This is a genomic window from Salinisphaera sp. T5B8 (genome assembly GCF_040361255.1).
GTDB lineage: Bacteria > Pseudomonadota > Gammaproteobacteria > Nevskiales > Salinisphaeraceae > Salinisphaera.
Window position 1 is genome coordinate 51170 of the sequence record NZ_APNG01000012.1, and the last position, 18994, is coordinate 70163.

Here is an 18994-nt window from a genome sequence, read left to right on the forward strand (position 1 = left end):
GCGATGAGATATCGCCCGATCGTCGTGCCGATGTTGTTGAGCCTGGCTACGCTCGCCAGCGCCGCGACCCCCGACGGGGCGATGCTCGCCGGCGCCTGCACGGCGTGTCATGGCCCGCACGGCCGCTCGGTCGGGGCCGTGCCGTCGCTGGCGGGACTGGCACGATCGCGCTTCATCGAACGCATGCAGGCCTATCGCCGTGGCGATGACGAGGGCACGGCCGACGGCCCCACCACGATCATGAATCGTATCGCGCCCGGCTATGACGATGCCGAGATTGCGGCCCTGGCCGATTATTTCGGCACCTTCGAGCGCGCCGACCACGGCGAACACCATGCCCCGTAACGATCGGCGCCGGCTGCTGCGCGGACTGGCGGGTGCGGCCACGCTGGCATCGCTCGGCCTGGGCAGCCGCGTACAGGCACGCACGTCGTCCCAGGTGGTCATCGCCGGCGGCGGTTTTGCCGGCGCCAGCTGCGCGCTGGCACTGCGCCGGCTCGCGCCCGATCTGCGGGTGACCCTGGTCGATCGGCAATCGCGGTTCGTGACCGGGCCGTTCTGCAATGCCGTGGTCGCCGGCCTGCGCCCGGTTTCGGCGATCACCCAGACCCATGCCGGCCTGAGCGCGGCCGGTGTCGATGTCGTGCATGCCGATATCGACGGCGTGGAACCGGGTCGGCGTCGTATTCATCTGGCCGACGGGCGCGTGATCGCCGGCGACCGGCTGGTGATCGCCCCCGGTATCGATTTCGACTGGCAGGCCATTACCGGCTACGGCCCGGCCGCCTTGGCGCGTATTCCCCATGCCTGGCCCGGCGGCGCCAGCCAGCTGCGCGCCCTGCGCGATCAATTACGCGCCATGCCCGACAACGGCCGGGTGATTATCAGCGTGCCGGACAATCCCTATCGTTGCCCGCCCGGGCCCTACGAACGCGCCAGCCTGATCGCGCATTTTCTAAGCCGGCACAAACCGCGAGCACAGGTACTCATCCTCGACGCCAAGGACCATTTCTCCAAGGAACCGCTGTTTCGTACCGGCTGGGGCGCGCGCTACGGCGACCGCCTGCAGTGGCGCGGCGGTCGGCGCGACGGCGCTCGCGTGGTGGAAGTGGATGCGCACAGCCGGCGCGTGCGCACGGTCGGCGGCGACGAATACGCCGCCGACGTGCTCAATATCATTCCGCCCCAGCGTGCCGGGCGCCTGGTCGAAGACGCCGGGCTCACCGATGCCGCCGGCTGGGTACCGGTCGCCGCCCATGATTTTTCCGTGCCGGGGCATGCCGGGGTCCACGTGATCGGCGATGCCACACGCGCCGACCCCATGCCCAAATCCGCCTATGCGGCCAACATGCAGGCCAAGCTGTGTGCCCATGCGATCGCGCGCGAACTGGCCGGCCAGGCGGTGGGCGAGACCAAGCTGATCAATGCCTGCTACAGCCTGGTCGCGCCCGACTATGGCATCAGCGTGACCGAGGTCTATCGTGTCGACGGCGATCGACTGGCAGCACTCGCCAACGCAGGCGGCATTTCCGCGCTGGCGGCTGATGCGAACACGCGCGAAGCCGAAGCCGACTATGCGCGTTCGTGGTATCACAACATCGTGCGCGACAGTTTCGGCTAGCCCGACCTGGGCCGATCGACAGGCGCCTCCAGCCGGCACAAGGAGCCCCCATGGCGATATCGCTGACCCGCTTTCACCGCAGCCATCCGGGCGCCGGCTCCGGGCATGTCTTTCAGCAATGGCTGATCATCACCGGCGTGCTCGTATTCGTGCTCTGGGTGGCACAGCAGTACAACGTGCTCACCGCGCTGATCGCCGGCGACAGCACGCGCGTGAGCCTGATCATCGGTCTGATCTTTTGTGCGACCTGGGGCTATTGCGGGGTGCGCAGCGCCTGGCTGTCGCTGGAAGCCGCCCGCTTCGAGGCGATCGCTGGTGACGACAACGCCCGCCTGGATCTGACCGATCGCAGCACGCTCACCGTGGATGGCCACGTGCAGCCAGCCAGCGCGGCTGCGGCCTATCTGGCCGCCCTGCTGCATTTTCATGGCCATCGCGAGGGCCGACCGCCGGACACGCTGGTGGACCTGCTCGGCGAGCGGCTGGCCGGCGCCCACGAGATGGGCTGGTTCGTCTGTGGCGCGCTGATCAAGCTCGGTCTGCTGGGCACGGTGATCGGCTTCATCGTCATGCTGGCGACCGTCAACGCCACGCAATCGTTCGATGTGGCCGCGATTCAGCAACTGCTGGTGGGCATGAGTCAGGGCATGCGCGTGGCCCTCTACACCACGCTGGTAGGCCTGAGCACGAGCATGGTCTTGAGCCTGCAGTATCTGTTGCTCGATCGCGCAGCCGATCGTCTGCAGGCGCGGATCGTGACCTTCGCCCAGAGCCGGCATCTGGGCTGAACACATCATGGCCTTTCGGCGCAAACGTCGTCACAGCGAAACCGACCCGTTTACCGACCTGCTGTTCAATGCGCTGCTGGGTTTTACCTTCATGTTCCTGATCGCGGTGTTCTTTCTGAACCCGCCCACGCAAACCGGCGAGATTCCGGCCAAGGCCGAATATATCGTCACCGCGACCTGGGAATCGGGCCGGCCGGACGATGTCGATCTGTGGGTGCAGGGCCCCGGCGGCGACACCGTGTGGTATCTGCATCCGGAAGCCGGGCTCATGAATCTGGATCGCGACGATCGCGGGCTGATCAACGACGAAATGATCGTCGACGGCGTGCGGGTGACCAACGAACTCAATCAGGAAGTGGTGACCATTCGCGGGCGCGCGCCGGGCGAATATATCGTCAACCTACAGTATTACGCCTCGCAGACCGGCCAGCCGATCGTGGCCGATGTGGTGGTCAGCCGGGTCAATCCGCGCCTGCAAATCGTATTCAAGGATCAGATCACCCTCGACTACCCCGGCCAGGAACGTACCGCGGTGCGCTTTACCGTCGATCCAGACGGCTCGGTCAGCCACGTGAACACCCTGCCCAAATCGATCGTGCAATGAGCGCGACACGGGCCATGATTTCAAACCATGAGGAAGCGCAATGACACAAACGCTCTGGCTGCTCGGCGCGGCGTATGTCGCCCTCGGCGTGTTGGTACTCGCGCTCAATATCCGTAGCGGCTGGCCGCTGTGGGTACGGATCGGCTGTATCGTGCTGGTGAGCGCGCTGTATTTCGTGACCTGGCATTCATTGCAGGATTTACGCGGCTGGCCGGCGCGCATGGCGTTGCCGGGGCATTTTCTGCTCAATGCCTCGTCGATCGTCGAGCCTGATGAAAGCCAGGGCGCGCCCGGGCGTATCTATTTATGGGTCACGCCCATCATCGACGACGAGCCCATCGGCATTCCGCGCGCCTATGCCCTGCCCTATGCACGCGAACTGCACACCCGGCTGGAGCGCGCCCGCGATGCCATGCGCAACGGCCAGCTCCAGATCGGCACGGCGATGACCGACGACAGCGCGCCCATGACCAGCGAGGCCGGCACCTTCGCGCCCGATCACCAGCGCATCGAACTGCGCGATCTGCCCGAACCCACCCTGCCGGAGAAATGAGCATGGCCGCTGTCGCAGACTGCGTGGCCAGGCTGGCGCTGGTCGGGGTCATCGTGTTGCTGGCGGCCTGCGATGCGCGCCCTGACGCCGATGCGCTCAACCCGCTGGAGCCCGGCCTGCGCTGGCAATATCGCATGGTCGTCCAACGCAATGGCGCCGAGCCACAGCGCCAGACACGCATCATGGAAAACGTGGCCCGGCGCGGCTTTGCCGGCGAGGCAGCGGTCGCCATTCGCCGCAACGACGAGGGCCGTCGTTATTATCTGGCCGAGCGCGACGACGGTTATTACCGCGTCGCGATCAAGTCGGTGGCCAGCCATACGCCGATCATGGATCAACCGGCAGTCAAGATTCTGCCGCTACCGGCCACCCTCGGCGCGCAGTGGCGCGAACCGGCCCATACCTATCTGCTCGATCGTGCCCAGACGTTCATCAGCGAACACGCGCCGGGCAACACCATCACCCTGGATTATCGAATCACCGACGTCGACGCGCCGGTGGATGTGCCAGCCGGACGCTTCGAACACTGCGTACTGGCCGTAGGCCGGGCGTATTTCAAGCTCGGCGCAGGCGCGGGTTTCGCGCCCACCGAGGTACCCATCGAACAACGCGAATGGTATTGCCCCGGCGTGGGCCTGGCCCGGCTGGAGCGCGACGAGCGCCTGACCAGCCAAGCGCATACGATCACCGGCGGGCATATCAGCCTGGAACTCACCCACGCGCCCGGGCGGTGACTAATCGGGACGGCTGGACAGCGTCGCGCGCTCCAGGGCCGGATAGAGATAGCCCACCGACCGCCGATACTCGGCCGGCTGGACCGCCAGCGCCGCCCAGCGCGCCGGCAAGGGCTCGAACATCAGCTCGGCGGCACTGTCTCCGCGCTCGGCCGCCTGTTCGAAGCGATGCATGAGCCAGCGCAGATAGTCACCTGTCTGACCCAGGGGCGCGTCATCGTAGGCGACGGGTCCGTGGCCGGGCACCACGATACGAAAGCCGCTGGCCGCTGCTTCATCGAGCGAATGTAACCAGCCGGCAATATCGCCGTGCGGTGTGGCCGGCGCACGCTCATTGAACACGACATCGCCGGCAAACAGCACGCCGGTACGCTCATCCAGAATCATCAGATCGCCCGGGCTATGCCCGGCCGTCGCGATGAGCCGCAGATAGCGATCGCCGTAATCCACACGTGCCTGGCCGTCGCTGCCGAGATCGACGATTTTGTTGGGCACCACCGCCGATGTACCACGCATGGCCGCGCCGATCCGATCGTAGAGATGACGCGCCATCTGTTTGCCGGCCGTATCGATGGTGGCAGCGGTGGCCTCGAGTGCGGCGATCGGTACGTCTGCGAATGCGTTGTTGCCCAGAAAATGGTCGGCATGGGCATGGGTGATATACACCCCCACGACCGGTTGATCGGTTACCTGGGCGATCGCCGCACGCATGGCCTGACCATAGAGCCGCGACGGGCCGGTATCGATGACCACCACGCCATCCGCGGTCACGATGAAGCCGGTATTGACCACCGCGCCGTGGTTGTCGAAATCGAAGGCTTCGAGCTCGCCCTCGAACACAAAGGTATCGGGGGCAATTCGTTGCGGCGTGAGTGCGTAGTAGTCGCCGGCCAGCGCCGGAATCGTCGCCAGTAACAGCACACAGCACAGGCCCAGTACCGAGACGCGCCTCATCGGCTCGCCTCATCCAGGGGCTGCCAGACACGGGTACGATAACGCTGGCCGGTCGTATCACGGGCTTCGATCTGCAACGGCGCGCGGCTATCGATATCCAGTGTGAACACGCTGGCCGTGTCGAGCGATGTGCCCGCCACGATGCGTACGCGCACATCGCTGGCGTCGTCGCGCACCGTCATCTGTTCGGTGCTGCGCGCTGGCGTGCCGCTTGCGGGCAGGCGGATACGAAACTTCAAACGCTGGCTGTTTTCGTGCCGGGCCCAGCGATGCGCAGCGATGACCGGCTGGGTTCCAGCTGTCAGATCAACCGTCGGTATCACGCTGGCCGGCGCACAACCGCCGCCTTCGGCATCCACCCAGCGTCCGCCGATATGCCATACACCGTCGCCGGTGCGCATGGCCGCGCGTAGCGGCGTGGCCTGTTCCACTACCAAACTGAAACCGATCGCTGCCTGCGCGCCCACCGGAAAATAATCCAGCACCCGGCTGTCGGCATTGGCATCGGCAATCACGCGAATCTGGACCACATCGTCGAGGCCCGGCGCGCGTATCTGTACCGGCGTGGTACCGCTGTTATCGGCCGCGCCCGGCACCCACACCTGCACGCGTTCATCGAAAACCACCGGCGCATCGCGAAAATGCGCAGCGCGCATGTAACGCCAGCGCGACGAATCGAGCGGATCACGCGGGTCGTCGGCTGCGGCGAAAACGAGCGTTGAACACGCCAGCAGGCACATCGCCAACGCCCATACCGCCGCATGCATGACGGCCCTAGTCATGGATCGCACGCAGCCGGTCGAGCCGTGCGCTGCCCGGCGGATGGGTCGCGAACACCGCCGCATACCAGCGATCCATGGTCGGCGCGGTGAGATTGTTGGCCAGCAGCTTCTCCAGCGCCGTGATCAATGCCGCCGCGTCGGCATGCTCGGCGGCATAGGCATCGGCCTCAAATTCGTAGCGGCGCCGGCGCGCGGACTGCCACAGCTTGAGCGGCCAGCCAAGTGCCGGCAACAGCAGATAGGCGCCAAACACCAGCACGGCCGGCGCAACGGCCAGATCGGCGGCGGCGGCGACCCATCCGATCGCCAGATAACCGGCCAACAGCAGCCCGGCCTGGCTGGCATAGAAACGCTGCAGATGACCGCAGCGATAATGCCCGAGCTCATGGGCCATCACCGCCGCCAGTTCGGCGGCCGAGAGATAGTCGATAAGCGTATCCGAAAGCACCACTCGCTTATGTGCGCCCAGCCCGGTGAAATAGGCATTGGCCACGCGCGAACGACGCGATGTATCCACCACCAGCACGGTATCCAGCGACACGCCGCAGTGCTGCATCATCGCATCCAGACGCTGGCGCAGTTCGCCAGCCGCGAGTGGCGTGAAGCGTTCGAACAATGGCGCGATGAGATTGGGCCGGGCCCAGAACCACAACGCCATGCCCGCGATCGCGAGCACACCGCTGATCGGCCAGGCCAGCGCAAACGCCCAGATCGAAAACGGCCACAACAGCCAGACCGCCGCCAGGACCGCCATCGCGACCTGCACGCCCACGCGTCGGGCACTGTCGCCTGCCAGCGATACGGCACGTTTTCGCGACATGCCGGCCGCCCGCTCGACGAACCACCAGCGCGCCCACTGGCGTATTTCGCACAGCAGCTGATCGATTGCCGCAAACAGGCCCGCAAACATGAGTACGCCGAAACCGGCGTGGCCTGCCAGGCCCGCATACATCGCGCCCAACGCACCCGCGCCGAGCCAGAAAGCGATACGAACCACCCGTTCGAAGCCGGCCAGCCAATCGAACAGCGCCCGCCGCTGGCCGTGGCGGGCCGCGCGGGCCTGGCCACCCTCGCGCGCGAGATGGCGCCATTGGCGCATACACACCATCGCCTCGAACAGCAGTCCGGCCAAAAGCCAGACGCTGACGAGCGTATACAGCTCAGCCGCCGCCATGGCCGCTCCCGGTGACCACCGGTGCAATACCCCCACCGGTCGGCAATACCCGGCTTACGTCGCATTTGAAGCAGGTCATGGGCGGCGTAATGTGAATCGCACGCCGGTGCGAACACCGGCGAACCAGCGGCCAATGGCCCATAAACCGTTTCATTGCGAGACGAGGAGTCACCATGAGCATCACGATACATCCCAGCGTCGACCAGGGCATGAAGCCCGCCGCAGAAAATTTTTCCGGCGGCACGCTGCACTGCAAATGCAGCAGCGACCCGGTAGAAGTCAGCGTTTCGTCACAGTGCGCGCACAACCATGTCTGTGGCTGCACGATGTGCTGGAAACCCGAAGGCGCGACCTTTGCCCAGATCGCGGTCGTACCCAGCGATAGCGTCAAGATCACCGCCAACGAGAAAAAACTCTCGGTCGTCAACGAAAACGCGGCCATCAAACGGCATGCCTGTCGCGACTGCGGCACGCATATGGTCGGGCATATCGACGACAGCAAGCACCCGTTCTACGGCCTGGATTTCATCCATACCGAACTTTCCGACGACGAGGGCTGGGAACCGCCCCAGTTCGCGGCGTTCGTATCGTCGATCATCGAAGGCGGCACCGACCCGAACAAGATGGGCGAAATCCGCCGGCATCTGCACGACATGGGCCTGGAACCCTACGACTGCCTGTCGCCCACGCTCATGGACGTCATCGCGACCCATACCGCCAAGCAAAAAGGCGTGCTCTAGGGCGTGTCGTCATAAGATAAGGCGGCGCATCGGTAGCCAAGCGCCGGCAAGACAAGGCATCGCGAGCGTCGCGTGGCCATGCCACGTAAGCGAGCGATAACGCCGAATTGCCGGGGCTTGGCCGCCGACCCTCCGGGTTGCCCGCGTCGGACGCGCCATGCGGCGTTGCGGACCTTGACCGTGGCGGGCCACGCTCGGCGGCCCGCGCCTTGCCTGACACGCCCGATGCGGGCAATGCGACGTCATATCTCATGACGACACGCCCTAGCCCGCAGACCGCGTCGGCCCGTGCCTGCGGGTCGGCGCGATTGATTACGCCTGTCCCCACGCCAAGCACAAAAGTCTTTTACCCACCGGCCGTTCAGTGATAATTCGCATTCCACCGGCGTAACCCGGCGTGCAGCATAAGGGCTGACAGTTCCCAAAACAGTGAACGCCTCATGAAAGCACTCACCTGGCACGGTACCCACGACGTACGCGTGGACAACGTCGACGATCCGAAGATTCAGCAGGATCGCGACGCCATCATCAAGATCACCGCGACCGCGATCTGCGGCTCCGATCTGCATCTGTACAACGGCCTGATGGCTGGCATGCAGGCCGGCGACGTGCTCGGCCACGAATTCATGGGCGAGGTCGTGGAAACCGGCTCGGCCGTGAATAATCTCAAAAAGGGCGACCGCGTGGTCGTACCCTTCACCATTTCCTGCGGCGGCTGCTTTTTCTGCAACAAGCATCTGTATTCGCTGTGCGACAACTCCAACCCGAACGCCGATCAGGCCGCCGAGCTGATGGGGCATTCCCCGGCCGCGCTGTTCGGCTATTCGCATGTACTGGGCGGCATCCCCGGCGGTCAGGCGGAGTACGTGCGCGTGCCCTATGCCGACGTCGGGCCGATCAAGGTCGAATCCGACCTGCGCGATGATCAGCTGCTGTTTTTGTCGGATATCTACCCGACCGGCTATCAGGCCGTCGACCAGTGCGATATGGAAGCCGGCGACACGGTCGCCATCTGGGGCTGCGGGCCGGTCGGCCAGTTCGCCATTCGCAGTGCCTGGATGATGGGCGCGGGCCGCGTGATCGCGATCGATCGCGTACCGGAGCGCCTGAAGCTGGCCCACGACAAAGCCGGCGCTGAAGTCATCAACTTCGAAGAAGAAGACGTCTACAGCAAGCTGCTCGATATGACCGGCGGGCGCGGCCCGGACTGCGGTATCGACTGTGTCGGCGCCGAAGCCCACGGCCAGGGCGACCCGGAAGCGATCCGCCGCAGCGCGGATTCCACCGAAGACAATCATCCGCATGCGATCAACGAAATGATCATGTCGGTGCGCAAGGGCGGGCGCCTTTCGCTGCCGGGCGTCTATACCGACAAGGTGGACGGTTTCGCGATCAACGCGCTGATGAACAAGTCGCTATCGGTCAAGGGCGGCCAGACCCATATGCAGGGTTATCTCAAGGGCCTGCTCAATACCGTGGAACAGGGCCTGATCGACCCGTCGTTCATCATCACCCATCGCTACGGGCTGAACGACGCGCCCGAGGCCTATGCCAACTTCAATGCCAAGGAAGACGGCTGCATCAAGGTGGTCATGACGCCGTGATCAAGCACGCTTGAAAGCGCGACCGGCCCGCGGGCCAAACGAAAAAAGGGGCGATACATCGCCCCTTTTTCTTGTCTGCGAATAACGCCCACTAGCGCAGAATCAGCACCGGCAGCGTCGCGCGCCGGATCATCTCCGTGGTGGTACTGCCGACCAGCAGATGACGGATACGCGAGTGGCCATAGGCGCCCATGACCAGCATGTCGATAGCGTTGGCCTGTTCGTAGGCACGCAGGCTGGCCTCGACCTCGCCGTCGAGAATCGCAATGACGACCTCGGAACAGATACCGTCGAGAGCGGCCTTGGCATCGTCGAGCTTCTTGCGGCATTCGTCGCTGGCATCGCCTACATAGACCAGATGACAGACCACGCCCGCGAACAGCGGGCTGGCCGCGATACGTTCGATCATCGCCTTAGACGTGCGGCTGCCGTCGAAGGCGACGACGATCCGCTCGGGGGTTTTGAACGTAGGCGGCGTGATCAGCATTGGGCAATGCAGTGAACGAATCACCCGTTCGAGATTCGAGCCCAGATGTTCATGCGCCGTATCCGCGGTTTCGCCGCGCTTGCCCAGCACCAGCAGGCGCGTGGCGCCTTCCAGTTCCACCAGGGTTTCGGCCAGCGCGCCGTGGCGCTGACGCGAAGCGGCATTCGCCACCCCATCGGCCGCGGCCCGTTCGCAGGCGGCCTCGAGCATGATCCGGCCCTGCTCGCGCTCCAGACGGGCGCGTTGCTCGTCGAGTTGCGCCAGCTCGGAAAGCAGATGCTCGCGCGAACCCAGGCCAATCTGACCACTTACATCGGACTCGGCCGCGCGGCCGGTCTTGTCGATGACGTGCACGAAGGTCAGCCCGATCTCCAGGCGCAGGCTCGCCCAGGCTGCGGCATCGCAGACGGCCTGCGAATAAGCCGAGCCATCGATACAGGCGGTGACGTGGCGCTCGCTCATGAAATCTCCTCGATTACTTGTCGTTTCTAATGACCGCCGAGCAGTTTCTCAGCGTCGGGCTTGTCGTGCACGGCGATGCGATCGACCAGCGTGGCGCTGGCTTCGTTGAGCCCCACCACATCCACTTCGGCGCCTTCACGGCGGAATTTGAGCACCACCTTGTCGAGCGCGCCCACCGCGGTGATATCCCAGAAATGCGCACGCCGCAGATCGATACGTACATGATCGAGCGCTTCCTTGAAGTCGAAGCCGGCCACGAATTTCTCGGCCGAGGTGAAAAACACCTGGCCCACCACTTCATATTCACGACCGCGCCCATCGTCGGTTTCGCGACTGCCGATATAGAGCAGCCGCCCCACCTTGTTGGCAAAGAACAGCGACGACAACAGCACGCCGACGAACACGCCGATGGCCAGGTTATGCGTGGCCACCACCACGGCAACGACCGTCACCATCACGATATTCGTACTCAGCGGGTGCTTGCGCATATCGCGCAGCGACTCCCAGCTGAAGGTGCCGATGGACACCATGATCATCACCGCCACCAGTGCGGCCATGGGAATACGCGACACCCAGTCGGACAGAAAGACCACCATGATCAGCAGCACCACACCTGCACACAGGGTCGACAAACGCGTGCGCCCGCCGGATTTGATGTTGATGACCGACTGGCCAATCATGCCGCAGCCGGCCATGCCGCCCAGCAGGCCGGCGCCGACGTTGGCGATGCCCTGGCCGCGGCATTCGCGGTTCTTGTCGCTGTTGGTATCGGTGAGATCGTCGACGATCGTGGCCGTCATCATCGACTCCATCAAACCAACCACGGTGAGCATGATCGAATACGGCAGGATGATCCAGAACGTGTCCATGGTCAGCGGTACGTCGGGCCACAGAAACACCGGCAGCGTATCCGGCAGTTCGCCCATATCGCCCACGGTGTTGATGCTCATGCCACTGGTCATATAGACCCCGGTGAGCACCAGAATGCAGATCAGCGGCGACGGCAGCATGCGCCCGATCACCGGCACATAGGGAAACAGATAGATGATGCCCAACCCGGCCGCGGTCATGGCATAGACATGCCAGGTCACGCCGGTGAGTTCCGGCAGCTGCGCCATGAAGATGAGAATGGCCAGCGCATTGACGAAGCCGGTGACCACCGATCGTGACACGAACCGCATCAACTCACCCAGCCGCAAAACGCCGGCCACAATCTGCAACACGCCGGTCAGCAGCGTGGCGGCGAGCAGATATTGCAGGCCGTGCTCGGCGACCAGCGTAGTCATCAGCAGCGCCATCGCGCCCGTGGCGGCCGAAATCATGCCCGGGCGCCCACCCGCAAAGGCAATGACCACACAGATACAGAACGAGGCATAGAGCCCGACTTTCGGATCCACGCCGGCAATGATGGAAAACGCGATCGCTTCCGGAATCAGCGCCAGTGCGACCACGGTACCGGCGAGCACATCGGCGCGGATATTGGAAAACCAGGTCTGTCGTATCGATTGGATCATCGGTTGTCGTGCCTGCTGGACGATACGTCGTACCGCGGCCCCGGGGCGCACGGCACACGTAGCGATAGCGCCTGTTGTCACGGACGCTGGATTATTCGGTTCACGGAGCAAGCGCCGGGCCAGAAACCGTATAAATCACGGCATGGCGGTCGCGAACGCGACGGGCGCGGCTGCGCTCGGTTCGGTTTCGGGCCGCCGTGTTACACCATCGGGTGTCAGGCGGGCCGGTCGAGCGCGCGCATACTAACAGAACATAAGCGAAGGCGCGCGCCGCGTCGCGCTCGACACAATATCGCTTGCCGGTATTACTTGCAGATGACGCGGCGGCGATCTGACATCAAAGCCCCGTAGCTGCGGGCGTCGACCTTGAAATGGATCGCATGCCAGTAAAGGCCGGCCGGATCGCCGGCGTTGTCTACATCGGCGAGCTGGTCGATCCACCGTCGCTGATGAACAACGGCTTCATCGACGCACGCAAGGCGTCGTCGATCGGCGTTGGCTTTCGGGTGTGCCCATCGACGAGCACCATGGTGGTACGAGCGGTGACCAGCCGCGCGGGCCCGACCACAGCGGCGCCGGCCAGGGCGAAAGAACTGTTGCCGATCCGGTCGACACCACAAACCACCTGTACATCCGAACGCCCGTGGTGCCAACGGTGATAGCTCAGATCGACACTGGCAACCAGCATGCCCAGGGCGGGGTCGTTGCGAATCGGGCGTAGCGTACCGGCGCGCGACTGTTCGATATAACGCGACAGCGCGAGTTCGCCGATGACCGCGTCCGGGTCGAGATCGGCATAGCGCCCGGATATCTCGCTGTGGGCCGGGTAGCCGGTCATTGGCACCTGCGCGGGCGGGTTCGGCGGCCAGTCGCTGACGGCGACCTCCTCGGCCGCGAGATTGTGCGCAAGGGCCGCGTGCACATCCTCAGGCAGGTCCACCCAGCGATCGTCATGCCAGGCGCCCATCAGGCAGTCCTGTACGCCCACGCATTCGCCCTGCTGAAACAGCGCGGTGACCAGCCGATAGGTCTGATCCGTAACCGCAATCAGGCGAGCGCTGCAGGTCACATCGTGAGGATAGTGCGTTTCCCGCAGGAAATGGGTGATCGTGCGGCGCGGGCGCAACAGCACGCGATCGGAAAACAGATGCGCCTGACCGAGCGCGCCCAGCTGGTAGCGGATCCGCGCTTCGACATGCAGGCCGTGCACGGCCACGTTGTTGGCATGGCGGATGGTATCCAGGTGCGCATACTGCAGCGCCACGGTATGGCGCAAATCGTAGTGTTCGGGCTCGGTCTGCCAGGCGGGCATCTTCACGGTCATGTCCTTGCAACGGGTATCGATACGCCCACGGACCGTCGTCGAACGACGAACAGCCGGTCCACGGCGCGATCGCGATTATGCCCCGCACCGGGGCGGCATTTCATGGCGCGCCCGTCGCGGCGCCGCGATGCCGGCTCAATCGTGTGCGTGCGTCGGTCATGCGGCTGTATCACCCACGCCGCATGCCGGTCCACTTGCGCGCGACCTGGCTTTTGAATTCGGCGGGGGTCGGGGCCAAGCGCTCGGCCAGTTCATCCGCGCACGGCGGTATGGCTGCGATCGCAGCAAGCGTATTACGCCACGTTTCCCGGCAGCGGGATAAAGGCCCTGCTCGCCGGTGGCCATCTTCGCTAGACTCGCAACGGCCAAGCAATAAGGAAAACGACATGACCACGCCGCAATTCTCGACCATCTCGCTGGAAATAGACGACGGTATCGCCACGCTGTGGCTGGACCGCCCCGATCGCATGAATGCCTTCACCCCGCAGATGAAGGACGAGATGATCGCGGCCTTCGATCACACCGACGCCAACGACGACGTACGTGCCGTCATCGTCACCGGGCGCGGCCGTGCCTTTTGTGCCGGCGCCGATCTGGCCAAGGGCGGCGACACCTTCGACTACGACAAACGCCAGGGCGAAGACCACCGACGCGACGGCGGCGGTCAGGTGACCCTGCGGATCTATCGCAGCCTCAAGCCGGTCATCGGCGCGATCAACGGCGCGGCCGTGGGCATCGGCGCAACCATGCAGCTGCCCATGGATATCCGTATCGCGGCCGACAATGCCAAGTTCGGCTTCGTGTTCGCGCGGCGCGGCATCACCCTGGAGGCCGCATCCTCATGGTTTCTCACCCGCACCGTGGGTATGTCCACGGCGCTGGAGTGGTGCTATTCCGGCCGGGTCTTTCCGGCCAGCGAGGCCCACGAGCGCGGGCTGGTGCGCTCGCTGCACGCGCCCGAGGCGCTCTACGACGCGGCGGTAGCACTCGCCCATGAACTCACCGACGAAAGCGCGCCGGTATCCATTGCCATGACCCGGCAACTGCTTTGGCGCATGCACGCGCAAGGCCATCCGATGGATGCGCACCGTATCGACAGCCAGGCGATTCGCGCGCGTGGGCGCTCCGAGGATGCCAAGGAAGGCGTGTCGTCGTTTCTGGAAAAACGCCCTGCCCGTTTCCCCAACCGTGTATCCACCGATATGCCCGATTTCTTCAATTGGCAGCATGAGCCGCCGTTCGACGATTAATCCGGCCCCAGACAGCCAACCTCGGCCAGCTGTTTTCAATGCCATGAAAATATAAACGCTGGCGCCTGTATGCCGTTTATTTATCAATTACTTGTAAGCTACTGGTCGCAGCAAGCATGTCGCCACATGCTCGCGCTATTGCCCCAAAGGCCATCTATTTCTGGGCCGGGCTGATAAACAGTCCGCGTATCGATGATGCAGGCGCGCCGCAGCCACTGGCTGCGGCGCGGTAACGTGCAAGGCGGGCTCAGTGCCCGCCGGGCGCGGTCTCGGCTGCTTGCGGGGTGGGCGCGTTCAACCGAAACATGAGCGGCACGACTACGGTCAACGAGTCAGTGGGATCGTCGCTCCAGGCAGGCGCGGGGCTGGCCAACTGCATCGCCGCCAACGCAGCGGCATCCAGACGCGAATCGCCACTGCTTTGCGCCAGCCCGGCCGCGATATGGCCATCGCCAGCGACCTCCAGGCGCACTCGCGCCGTACCTTCCACCCGCTCTTCAGCGGCCGTCGGCGGATAGCGCAGGGGAGATTGGCGCAGATGGGCGTACAGCGTTTGGTAGTAACGTTCGCGCTCGGTCTGCTCGTCAGCCGCCGCAGCGTCTGACGGTGTGCCCGGGTCGGCAGCGCGCACGTTCGCCTTATCTTGTTGCGCCGGCTCGCCGCGGCCCGGGCCGGCCAGGGCCTGCGTACTGATCAGCACCAACGCCAACAGCCATGTTTGTGTCCGGTATCGCATATCGTTCGGTTCCACGACCTGTGCGCAAAACATCCGAGGGCGGACGCCCTCGCGATGTATTCCGGTGGCTTTTCTACCAGATTTCAGACACATGCGCCGCCGCGCAGCGCCGCACTGCGGAATCGATGACGGGCTTATACGTGCGGATACCGCCTACCCGACTGGCCGACATGTCGATGTCGCGATACAAACAGCCGCTGGGGAAGCTCTGCATAACCTCTCGCGGATCGCGTTCGAGTCCTCACAGACGGTGCGGCAAGGCGTCCAAGCGCAGCGCCTGCCCCAGGAAATCAACGAGGGGCAGGTCAAGCCTGGCAACGCGGCCGCGGCGTCTGTGAGGCCGAACCCCGCAGGGGCCGCCGGCTTTGCGCGCGCCTGGTCGGCGTCGAGGCATAACGCACCGTGCAACCCGCACGCTACGCCCACCGCTGCCTGCCAGCCACGCGCAAAGCACACCGGCGCGACCGTGACAGGTTATGCAGAGCTTCCCTAGCCGTGTCCCAGCCACAACGCCATGAGTTCGGCACGACTACGCACATTGAACTTGCGAAAGATATTGGTGAAGTAGTTATGTGTCGTATGCGGGCTTTGATCGATATCGTGGGCAATCGCCTTTTCGGCCCGGCCGGATAGCAATCGGCGCAACACGCGACGTTCGGTCGGCGTGAGCGGGGTTTTCGCGACGAGCTGGCCGTAGCTCAGATGCAATTGACGCGTGAACCAGGACAGGCTTCTCAGTGCATAGCTTGCGACGGCCAAGGCCTCATGATCGAAATCCGGCTCACCGTCGAGCCGGTCGAATATGAAAAAGCTCTCGACGTCTTCACCGACGGGCAAGACCACGAACAGCCGATCCACTATTCCCCGTGCTCGATAGTGCTCGTCGTAGTGGCGACCGTTAAAGAAGGCCGCCGACACATGATCCGCAAGCAGCGACGCTCGAAAGCGTCCCGCCTGGTGGACGTGATTACGCGTGCTCTCGTCAATCCGCCCCGCATCGAAGCACTTGACCGATTGCCGGTAGGCCGTCTGATCCGACGCCAGCTCGCCGTAGAAATGTATCGAGCGGGCACGCCAACCCAGTAGCGGATCATCCGCCGACGGCTCATGCATCCGCGACGACGACAGCCAGAACCCGTGCCGTGATCCGATCAGCGCACCCACCGTATCGAACAGATGCTGCAACCGCTCTTCCGGCTGCGAGGCCGGGATCGCGGCCAGCTCGTCCCATAACTCGTGGATACGGTCGCTTATCGACGGCGGAATATGTAGATCATTCCAGATCATCGATCCCCTCGTGTATCGATAGAGGAAAATCCGTGCGCTTCGCCGTTCTCATGCAATGAGCCCGGCGATCCGGCGCGCGGTCCCGCGTTGAGCCCTGGATGATTACAAACGCGACAGGTCGCGCGTCAGTCTCAAACCTCTCAATCCTCTCGAGGCATCGCAGGATGGCTGCGCTGAAAATACCGGCCTCACGGGCGGCATTTTGTGGCCTGCGCTTGGAAGGATGATGCGGCGCTTCAGGCCGCGTCGCTTGCGCGACGGTTCGGAATCGCTGCACGAGCGCGTCGAACACGTATTGTTTGTCTGTCGCAGGTTCGAACTTATCGATGAACCATATAAAAATACCGGCGCTGCGGCCGGCATTTTTATATGGTGCGCCCGGCAGGATTCGAACCTGCGACCTTCGGCTTCGGAGGCCGACACTCTATCCAACTGAGCTACGGGCGCATCGGCGCCGCAAAGGATACGCACACGCTGGCGCTGCGTCTATCCTGCGATCAGGCACGTATCCGTGTAACGCGAAAAATCCGTTATACTGCGCGCAATTTCGCGCTCCGTTCGTTCACGCAAAACAAAGTTTGCCATGACCGCTAATTCCGACCAGACATTCTTTCGCGCTTTCACGATCGTACTCGGGGCGCTGTTTTTGATTACGATCGTGGCCATTGTCGGCGCTCGACTAATCACCAGCGCGAGCGACAGCGGCGAAATGCGCCCTGAACAGCTTGAGCGCGTGAAAAGCCGGACCGAACCGGTCTATGCGGTCAATACCGACCCGAACGCCACCTCCATGGCCGCCTCTTCCGGCGAAGACAGCGGCGAGCCGATGTCGGGCGAAGAAGTCTATGCCAACGTTTGCGCGGCCTGTCATGCTTCGGGCGTTGCGGGCGCACCCAAGGTTTCCGATACGGCGGAATGGACGAAACGCCTCGACGAACAGGGCAAGGACACACTCTATTCGCGCGCGATCAACGGCTACAAGGGCATGCCGGCCAAGGGCGGCAACCCGGACCTGTCCGAAGAGGAAATGCACAAGGCCGTGGATCACATCCTCAGCGAAGCCGGCGCGACCTAGACAATCGCCGCATTCTGCGCTCGTAAAAGCCGCCCCAGGGGCGGCTTTTTTATGCCTGACTGAGCGCGGGGAACGTACCGGCCACGCATTGAACCAGCGCGTCGAGATCGGCCACGACGCCTGACGCCGGTTCCCCGCTTTGCACACGCATGATCGCGCCATCGATCGCCAGCGCGATCTGGCGCGCTTTTGGCTGGGTGGCCGCATCCTTTTTATCCAGACAGTTCGTCACGGCCGCGATCATCTGCTGTTTGTGCATGCGCGCCACGCGCTTCACGCTCGCCAGCGCCCGACCATATTCGACGACGCTGTTGAGAAAGGCACAGCCGCGAAAATCCGGATCGGCGAGCCATTCGGCGAGCGCGGGCGCGATCGCTGCCGGGGTCGCGCCGTGGCGGTCGAGCGCCTGTTCGAACCAATCCAGCCAGTACGCATGCCGGGCATCCAGAAAGGCCTCGACCAGCGCGTCCTTGCTGGCGAAGTGACGATAGAAGGTGACCTTGGTGACGCCCGCTTCGTCGATAAGCGCATTCGTGCCCGTGGCCCGAATACCGTCGCGATAAAACAGCCGCTGGGCGGCCTGCAGAATGCGTTCGCGCGCCGGCGCTTCGGGGTCGATCGATATCTCATGCATGGGCGTATTGTAGACAGGTCGGTCTACATGGGCCAGACTCACCGAAGTAGACAACTCTGTCCACATCCATTGGAGCGCATGCATGACCACCAAGCCACCCCTGCCGCCTTTCGATGAAACGTCCGCACGCCAGAAAGTACGGGCCGCCGAAGACGCCTGGAACAGCCGCGACCCGGATCGCGTCGTGCAGGCCTATACACCGGACAGTCGCTGGCGTAACCGTGTGGCGTTTCTGGCCGGGCGCGAGGCGATTCATGCCTTTCTCCAGCGCAAATGGAATCGCGAACTGGAATATCGTCTGATCAAGGAACTCTGGGCCTATGGCGCAGCGCGCATCGCGGTGCGCTTTGCCTATGAATATCGCGACGACACGGGCCAGTGGTATCGCGCCTACGGCAACGAAAACTGGCAGTTCGACGCCGCGGGGCTGATGCATACCCGGCTTGCCAGTATCAACGATTGTCCGATCCAACCGGATCAACGCCTGTTCTCATGGCCGCAGGGGCGTCGACCGGACGATCACCCGGGGCTCACCGAACTGGGTCTTTGAACGCTCACAAAAGCCCGTCCGATTACGTAGGCCTCAGCCGGCGGCGGCAGGCGCGCATCTTGTCCGCAAATGAACGCGAAGAAACGCGAATAAGGCAAAAGACAGATATCTCGAAGCGCCC

20 protein-coding genes and 1 tRNA gene are annotated in these 18994 nt (G+C 63.8%); 11 read left to right on the forward strand and 10 right to left on the reverse strand.

The features are described 5' to 3' along the window. Positions 1–3 precede the first annotated feature (3 nt). Genes T5B8_RS11910 through T5B8_RS11935 form a run of 6 tightly spaced genes read left to right on the forward strand, consistent with a single transcriptional unit; the run spans position 4 to position 4300 of the window. Complete coding sequence (locus T5B8_RS11910) at positions 4–345, forward strand: c-type cytochrome (RefSeq protein ID WP_353179015.1); 342 nt, start codon at positions 4–6, stop codon at positions 343–345. After that, complete coding sequence (locus T5B8_RS11915) at positions 335–1621, forward strand: FCSD flavin-binding domain-containing protein (RefSeq protein WP_353179016.1); 1287 nt, start codon at positions 335–337, stop codon at positions 1619–1621. Before T5B8_RS11910 ends, T5B8_RS11915 begins: the two co-directional genes overlap by 11 nt. Positions 1622–1671: 50 nt before the next feature. Beyond that, a complete protein-coding gene (locus T5B8_RS11920; protein WP_353179018.1) occupies positions 1672–2409 on the forward strand; it encodes a MotA/TolQ/ExbB proton channel family protein in 738 nt (245 codons plus the stop codon). Positions 2410–2416: 7 nt separating this feature from the next. After that, entirely contained in the window at positions 2417–3013 is a 597-nt protein-coding gene (locus T5B8_RS11925) for a hypothetical protein (RefSeq protein ID WP_353179019.1), read from the forward strand. 40 nt (positions 3014–3053) lie between these two features. Then, positions 3054–3566 carry a hypothetical protein gene (locus T5B8_RS11930; protein WP_353179021.1) on the forward strand — a complete coding sequence of 171 codons (513 nt, stop codon included), beginning with the start codon at positions 3054–3056 and terminating at the stop codon, positions 3564–3566. Between the two features lie 2 nt (positions 3567–3568). Next, positions 3569–4300 (forward strand): hypothetical protein, encoded by a 732-nt coding sequence (locus T5B8_RS11935; protein WP_353179022.1) that lies wholly within the window; start codon positions 3569–3571, stop codon positions 4298–4300. On the opposite strand, the gene T5B8_RS11940 is transcribed toward T5B8_RS11935, so the two are convergent. Genes T5B8_RS11940 through T5B8_RS11950 form a run of 3 tightly spaced genes read right to left on the reverse strand, consistent with a single transcriptional unit; the run spans position 4301 to position 7210 of the window. Then, on the reverse strand, positions 4301–5254 hold the full coding sequence (locus tag T5B8_RS11940; protein WP_353179024.1) for a quinoprotein relay system zinc metallohydrolase 1: 954 nt from the start codon (positions 5252–5254) through the stop codon (positions 4301–4303). Then, entirely contained in the window at positions 5251–6036 is a 786-nt protein-coding gene (locus tag T5B8_RS11945) for a thiosulfate oxidation carrier protein SoxY (protein WP_353179025.1), read from the reverse strand. Before T5B8_RS11945 ends, T5B8_RS11940 begins: the two co-directional genes overlap by 4 nt. Continuing rightward, positions 6029–7210 (reverse strand): M48 family metalloprotease, encoded by a 1182-nt coding sequence (locus tag T5B8_RS11950; protein ID WP_353179027.1) that lies wholly within the window; start codon positions 7208–7210, stop codon positions 6029–6031. The genes T5B8_RS11945 and T5B8_RS11950 overlap by 8 nt, the downstream gene beginning before the upstream one ends. A gap of 173 nt (positions 7211–7383) precedes the next feature. On the opposite strand from T5B8_RS11950, the gene gfa reads away from it, so the two are divergent. Together gfa and T5B8_RS11960 are read left to right on the forward strand one after the other, a co-directional pair. Continuing rightward, positions 7384–7950 carry an S-(hydroxymethyl)glutathione synthase gene (gene gfa / locus T5B8_RS11955; protein WP_353179028.1) on the forward strand — a complete coding sequence of 189 codons (567 nt, stop codon included), beginning with the start codon at positions 7384–7386 and terminating at the stop codon, positions 7948–7950. Positions 7951–8390: 440 nt separating this feature from the next. Further along, on the forward strand, positions 8391–9554 hold the full coding sequence (locus tag T5B8_RS11960) for a zinc-dependent alcohol dehydrogenase (protein WP_353179030.1): 1164 nt from the start codon (positions 8391–8393) through the stop codon (positions 9552–9554). A 91-nt stretch (positions 9555–9645) separates the two neighbouring features. Here T5B8_RS11960 and T5B8_RS11965 read toward each other — a convergent pair whose 3' ends face one another. The 3 genes from T5B8_RS11965 to T5B8_RS11975 form a co-directional block, all read right to left on the reverse strand. Continuing rightward, positions 9646–10503, reverse strand: a complete 858-nt coding sequence (locus T5B8_RS11965) for a universal stress protein (RefSeq protein WP_353179032.1) — start codon at positions 10501–10503, stop codon at positions 9646–9648. Positions 10504–10529: 26 nt separating this feature from the next. Continuing rightward, positions 10530–12017, reverse strand: coding sequence for a SulP family inorganic anion transporter (locus T5B8_RS11970; protein ID WP_353179034.1), 1488 nt, complete (start codon positions 12015–12017; stop codon positions 10530–10532). A 415-nt stretch (positions 12018–12432) separates the two neighbouring features. Next, positions 12433–13335: an acyl-CoA thioesterase gene (locus T5B8_RS11975; protein WP_353179036.1), complete on the reverse strand. Its 903-nt coding sequence runs from the start codon at positions 13333–13335 to the stop codon at positions 12433–12435. Between the two features lie 392 nt (positions 13336–13727). Between T5B8_RS11975 and T5B8_RS11980 the strand changes: the two genes are divergently transcribed. Then, a complete protein-coding gene (locus tag T5B8_RS11980; protein ID WP_353179037.1) occupies positions 13728–14591 on the forward strand; it encodes a crotonase/enoyl-CoA hydratase family protein in 864 nt (287 codons plus the stop codon). 247 nt (positions 14592–14838) lie between these two features. Here T5B8_RS11980 and T5B8_RS11985 read toward each other — a convergent pair whose 3' ends face one another. The 3 genes from T5B8_RS11985 to T5B8_RS11995 all read right to left on the reverse strand — a co-directional run bounded on the left by T5B8_RS11985 (position 14839) and on the right by T5B8_RS11995 (position 17061). Next, the gene (locus T5B8_RS11985; RefSeq protein WP_353179038.1) at positions 14839–15327 is read right to left on the reverse strand and encodes an energy transducer TonB family protein; all 489 of its coding nucleotides are present in this window, start codon (positions 15325–15327) and stop codon (positions 14839–14841) included. 489 nt (positions 15328–15816) lie between these two features. Continuing rightward, complete coding sequence (locus T5B8_RS11990; RefSeq protein ID WP_353179040.1) at positions 15817–16614, reverse strand: helix-turn-helix transcriptional regulator; 798 nt, start codon at positions 16612–16614, stop codon at positions 15817–15819. Positions 16615–16984: 370 nt separating this feature from the next. Further along, positions 16985–17061 (reverse strand) — tRNA-Arg (locus T5B8_RS11995). A 136-nt stretch (positions 17062–17197) separates the two neighbouring features. Here T5B8_RS11995 and T5B8_RS12000 point away from each other — a divergent pair. Then, the gene (locus T5B8_RS12000) at positions 17198–17689 is read left to right on the forward strand and encodes a c-type cytochrome (RefSeq protein WP_353179041.1); all 492 of its coding nucleotides are present in this window, start codon (positions 17198–17200) and stop codon (positions 17687–17689) included. Between the two features lie 49 nt (positions 17690–17738). On the opposite strand, the gene T5B8_RS12005 is transcribed toward T5B8_RS12000, so the two are convergent. Then, positions 17739–18323, reverse strand: a complete 585-nt coding sequence (locus T5B8_RS12005; protein ID WP_353179043.1) for a TetR/AcrR family transcriptional regulator — start codon at positions 18321–18323, stop codon at positions 17739–17741. Between the two features lie 82 nt (positions 18324–18405). Between T5B8_RS12005 and T5B8_RS12010 the strand changes: the two genes are divergently transcribed. Next, positions 18406–18873, forward strand: coding sequence for a nuclear transport factor 2 family protein (locus tag T5B8_RS12010; RefSeq protein WP_353179045.1), 468 nt, complete (start codon positions 18406–18408; stop codon positions 18871–18873). The last annotated feature ends 121 nt before the right edge of the window (positions 18874–18994 follow it).

Excerpts from the sequence above, each read along its gene's own strand:
- T5B8_RS12000 (WP_353179041.1), top strand. The coding sequence starts at position 17,198 with ATGACCGCTAATTCCGACCAGACATTCTTTCGCGCTTTCACGATCGTA.
- T5B8_RS11990 (WP_353179040.1), bottom strand. The coding sequence starts at position 16,614 with ATGATCTGGAATGATCTACATATTCCGCCGTCGATAAGCGACCGTATC.
- T5B8_RS11930 (WP_353179021.1), top strand. The coding sequence starts at position 3,054 with ATGACACAAACGCTCTGGCTGCTCGGCGCGGCGTATGTCGCCCTCGGC.
- T5B8_RS12005 (WP_353179043.1), bottom strand. The coding sequence starts at position 18,323 with ATGCATGAGATATCGATCGACCCCGAAGCGCCGGCGCGCGAACGCATT.
- T5B8_RS11970 (WP_353179034.1), bottom strand. The coding sequence starts at position 12,017 with ATGATCCAATCGATACGACAGACCTGGTTTTCCAATATCCGCGCCGAT.
- T5B8_RS11915 (WP_353179016.1), top strand. The coding sequence starts at position 335 with ATGCCCCGTAACGATCGGCGCCGGCTGCTGCGCGGACTGGCGGGTGCG.
- T5B8_RS11985 (WP_353179038.1), bottom strand. The coding sequence starts at position 15,327 with ATGCGATACCGGACACAAACATGGCTGTTGGCGTTGGTGCTGATCAGT.
- T5B8_RS11945 (WP_353179025.1), bottom strand. The coding sequence starts at position 6,036 with ATGACTAGGGCCGTCATGCATGCGGCGGTATGGGCGTTGGCGATGTGC.
- T5B8_RS11925 (WP_353179019.1), top strand. The coding sequence starts at position 2,417 with ATGGCCTTTCGGCGCAAACGTCGTCACAGCGAAACCGACCCGTTTACC.
- T5B8_RS11935 (WP_353179022.1), top strand. The coding sequence starts at position 3,569 with ATGGCCGCTGTCGCAGACTGCGTGGCCAGGCTGGCGCTGGTCGGGGTC.
- gfa (WP_353179028.1), top strand. The coding sequence starts at position 7,384 with ATGAGCATCACGATACATCCCAGCGTCGACCAGGGCATGAAGCCCGCC.
- T5B8_RS11965 (WP_353179032.1), bottom strand. The coding sequence starts at position 10,503 with ATGAGCGAGCGCCACGTCACCGCCTGTATCGATGGCTCGGCTTATTCG.
- T5B8_RS11940 (WP_353179024.1), bottom strand. The coding sequence starts at position 5,254 with ATGAGGCGCGTCTCGGTACTGGGCCTGTGCTGTGTGCTGTTACTGGCG.
- T5B8_RS11950 (WP_353179027.1), bottom strand. The coding sequence starts at position 7,210 with ATGGCGGCGGCTGAGCTGTATACGCTCGTCAGCGTCTGGCTTTTGGCC.
- T5B8_RS11960 (WP_353179030.1), top strand. The coding sequence starts at position 8,391 with ATGAAAGCACTCACCTGGCACGGTACCCACGACGTACGCGTGGACAAC.
- T5B8_RS11980 (WP_353179037.1), top strand. The coding sequence starts at position 13,728 with ATGACCACGCCGCAATTCTCGACCATCTCGCTGGAAATAGACGACGGT.
- T5B8_RS11920 (WP_353179018.1), top strand. The coding sequence starts at position 1,672 with ATGGCGATATCGCTGACCCGCTTTCACCGCAGCCATCCGGGCGCCGGC.
- T5B8_RS12010 (WP_353179045.1), top strand. The coding sequence starts at position 18,406 with ATGACCACCAAGCCACCCCTGCCGCCTTTCGATGAAACGTCCGCACGC.
- T5B8_RS11910 (WP_353179015.1), top strand. The coding sequence starts at position 4 with ATGAGATATCGCCCGATCGTCGTGCCGATGTTGTTGAGCCTGGCTACG.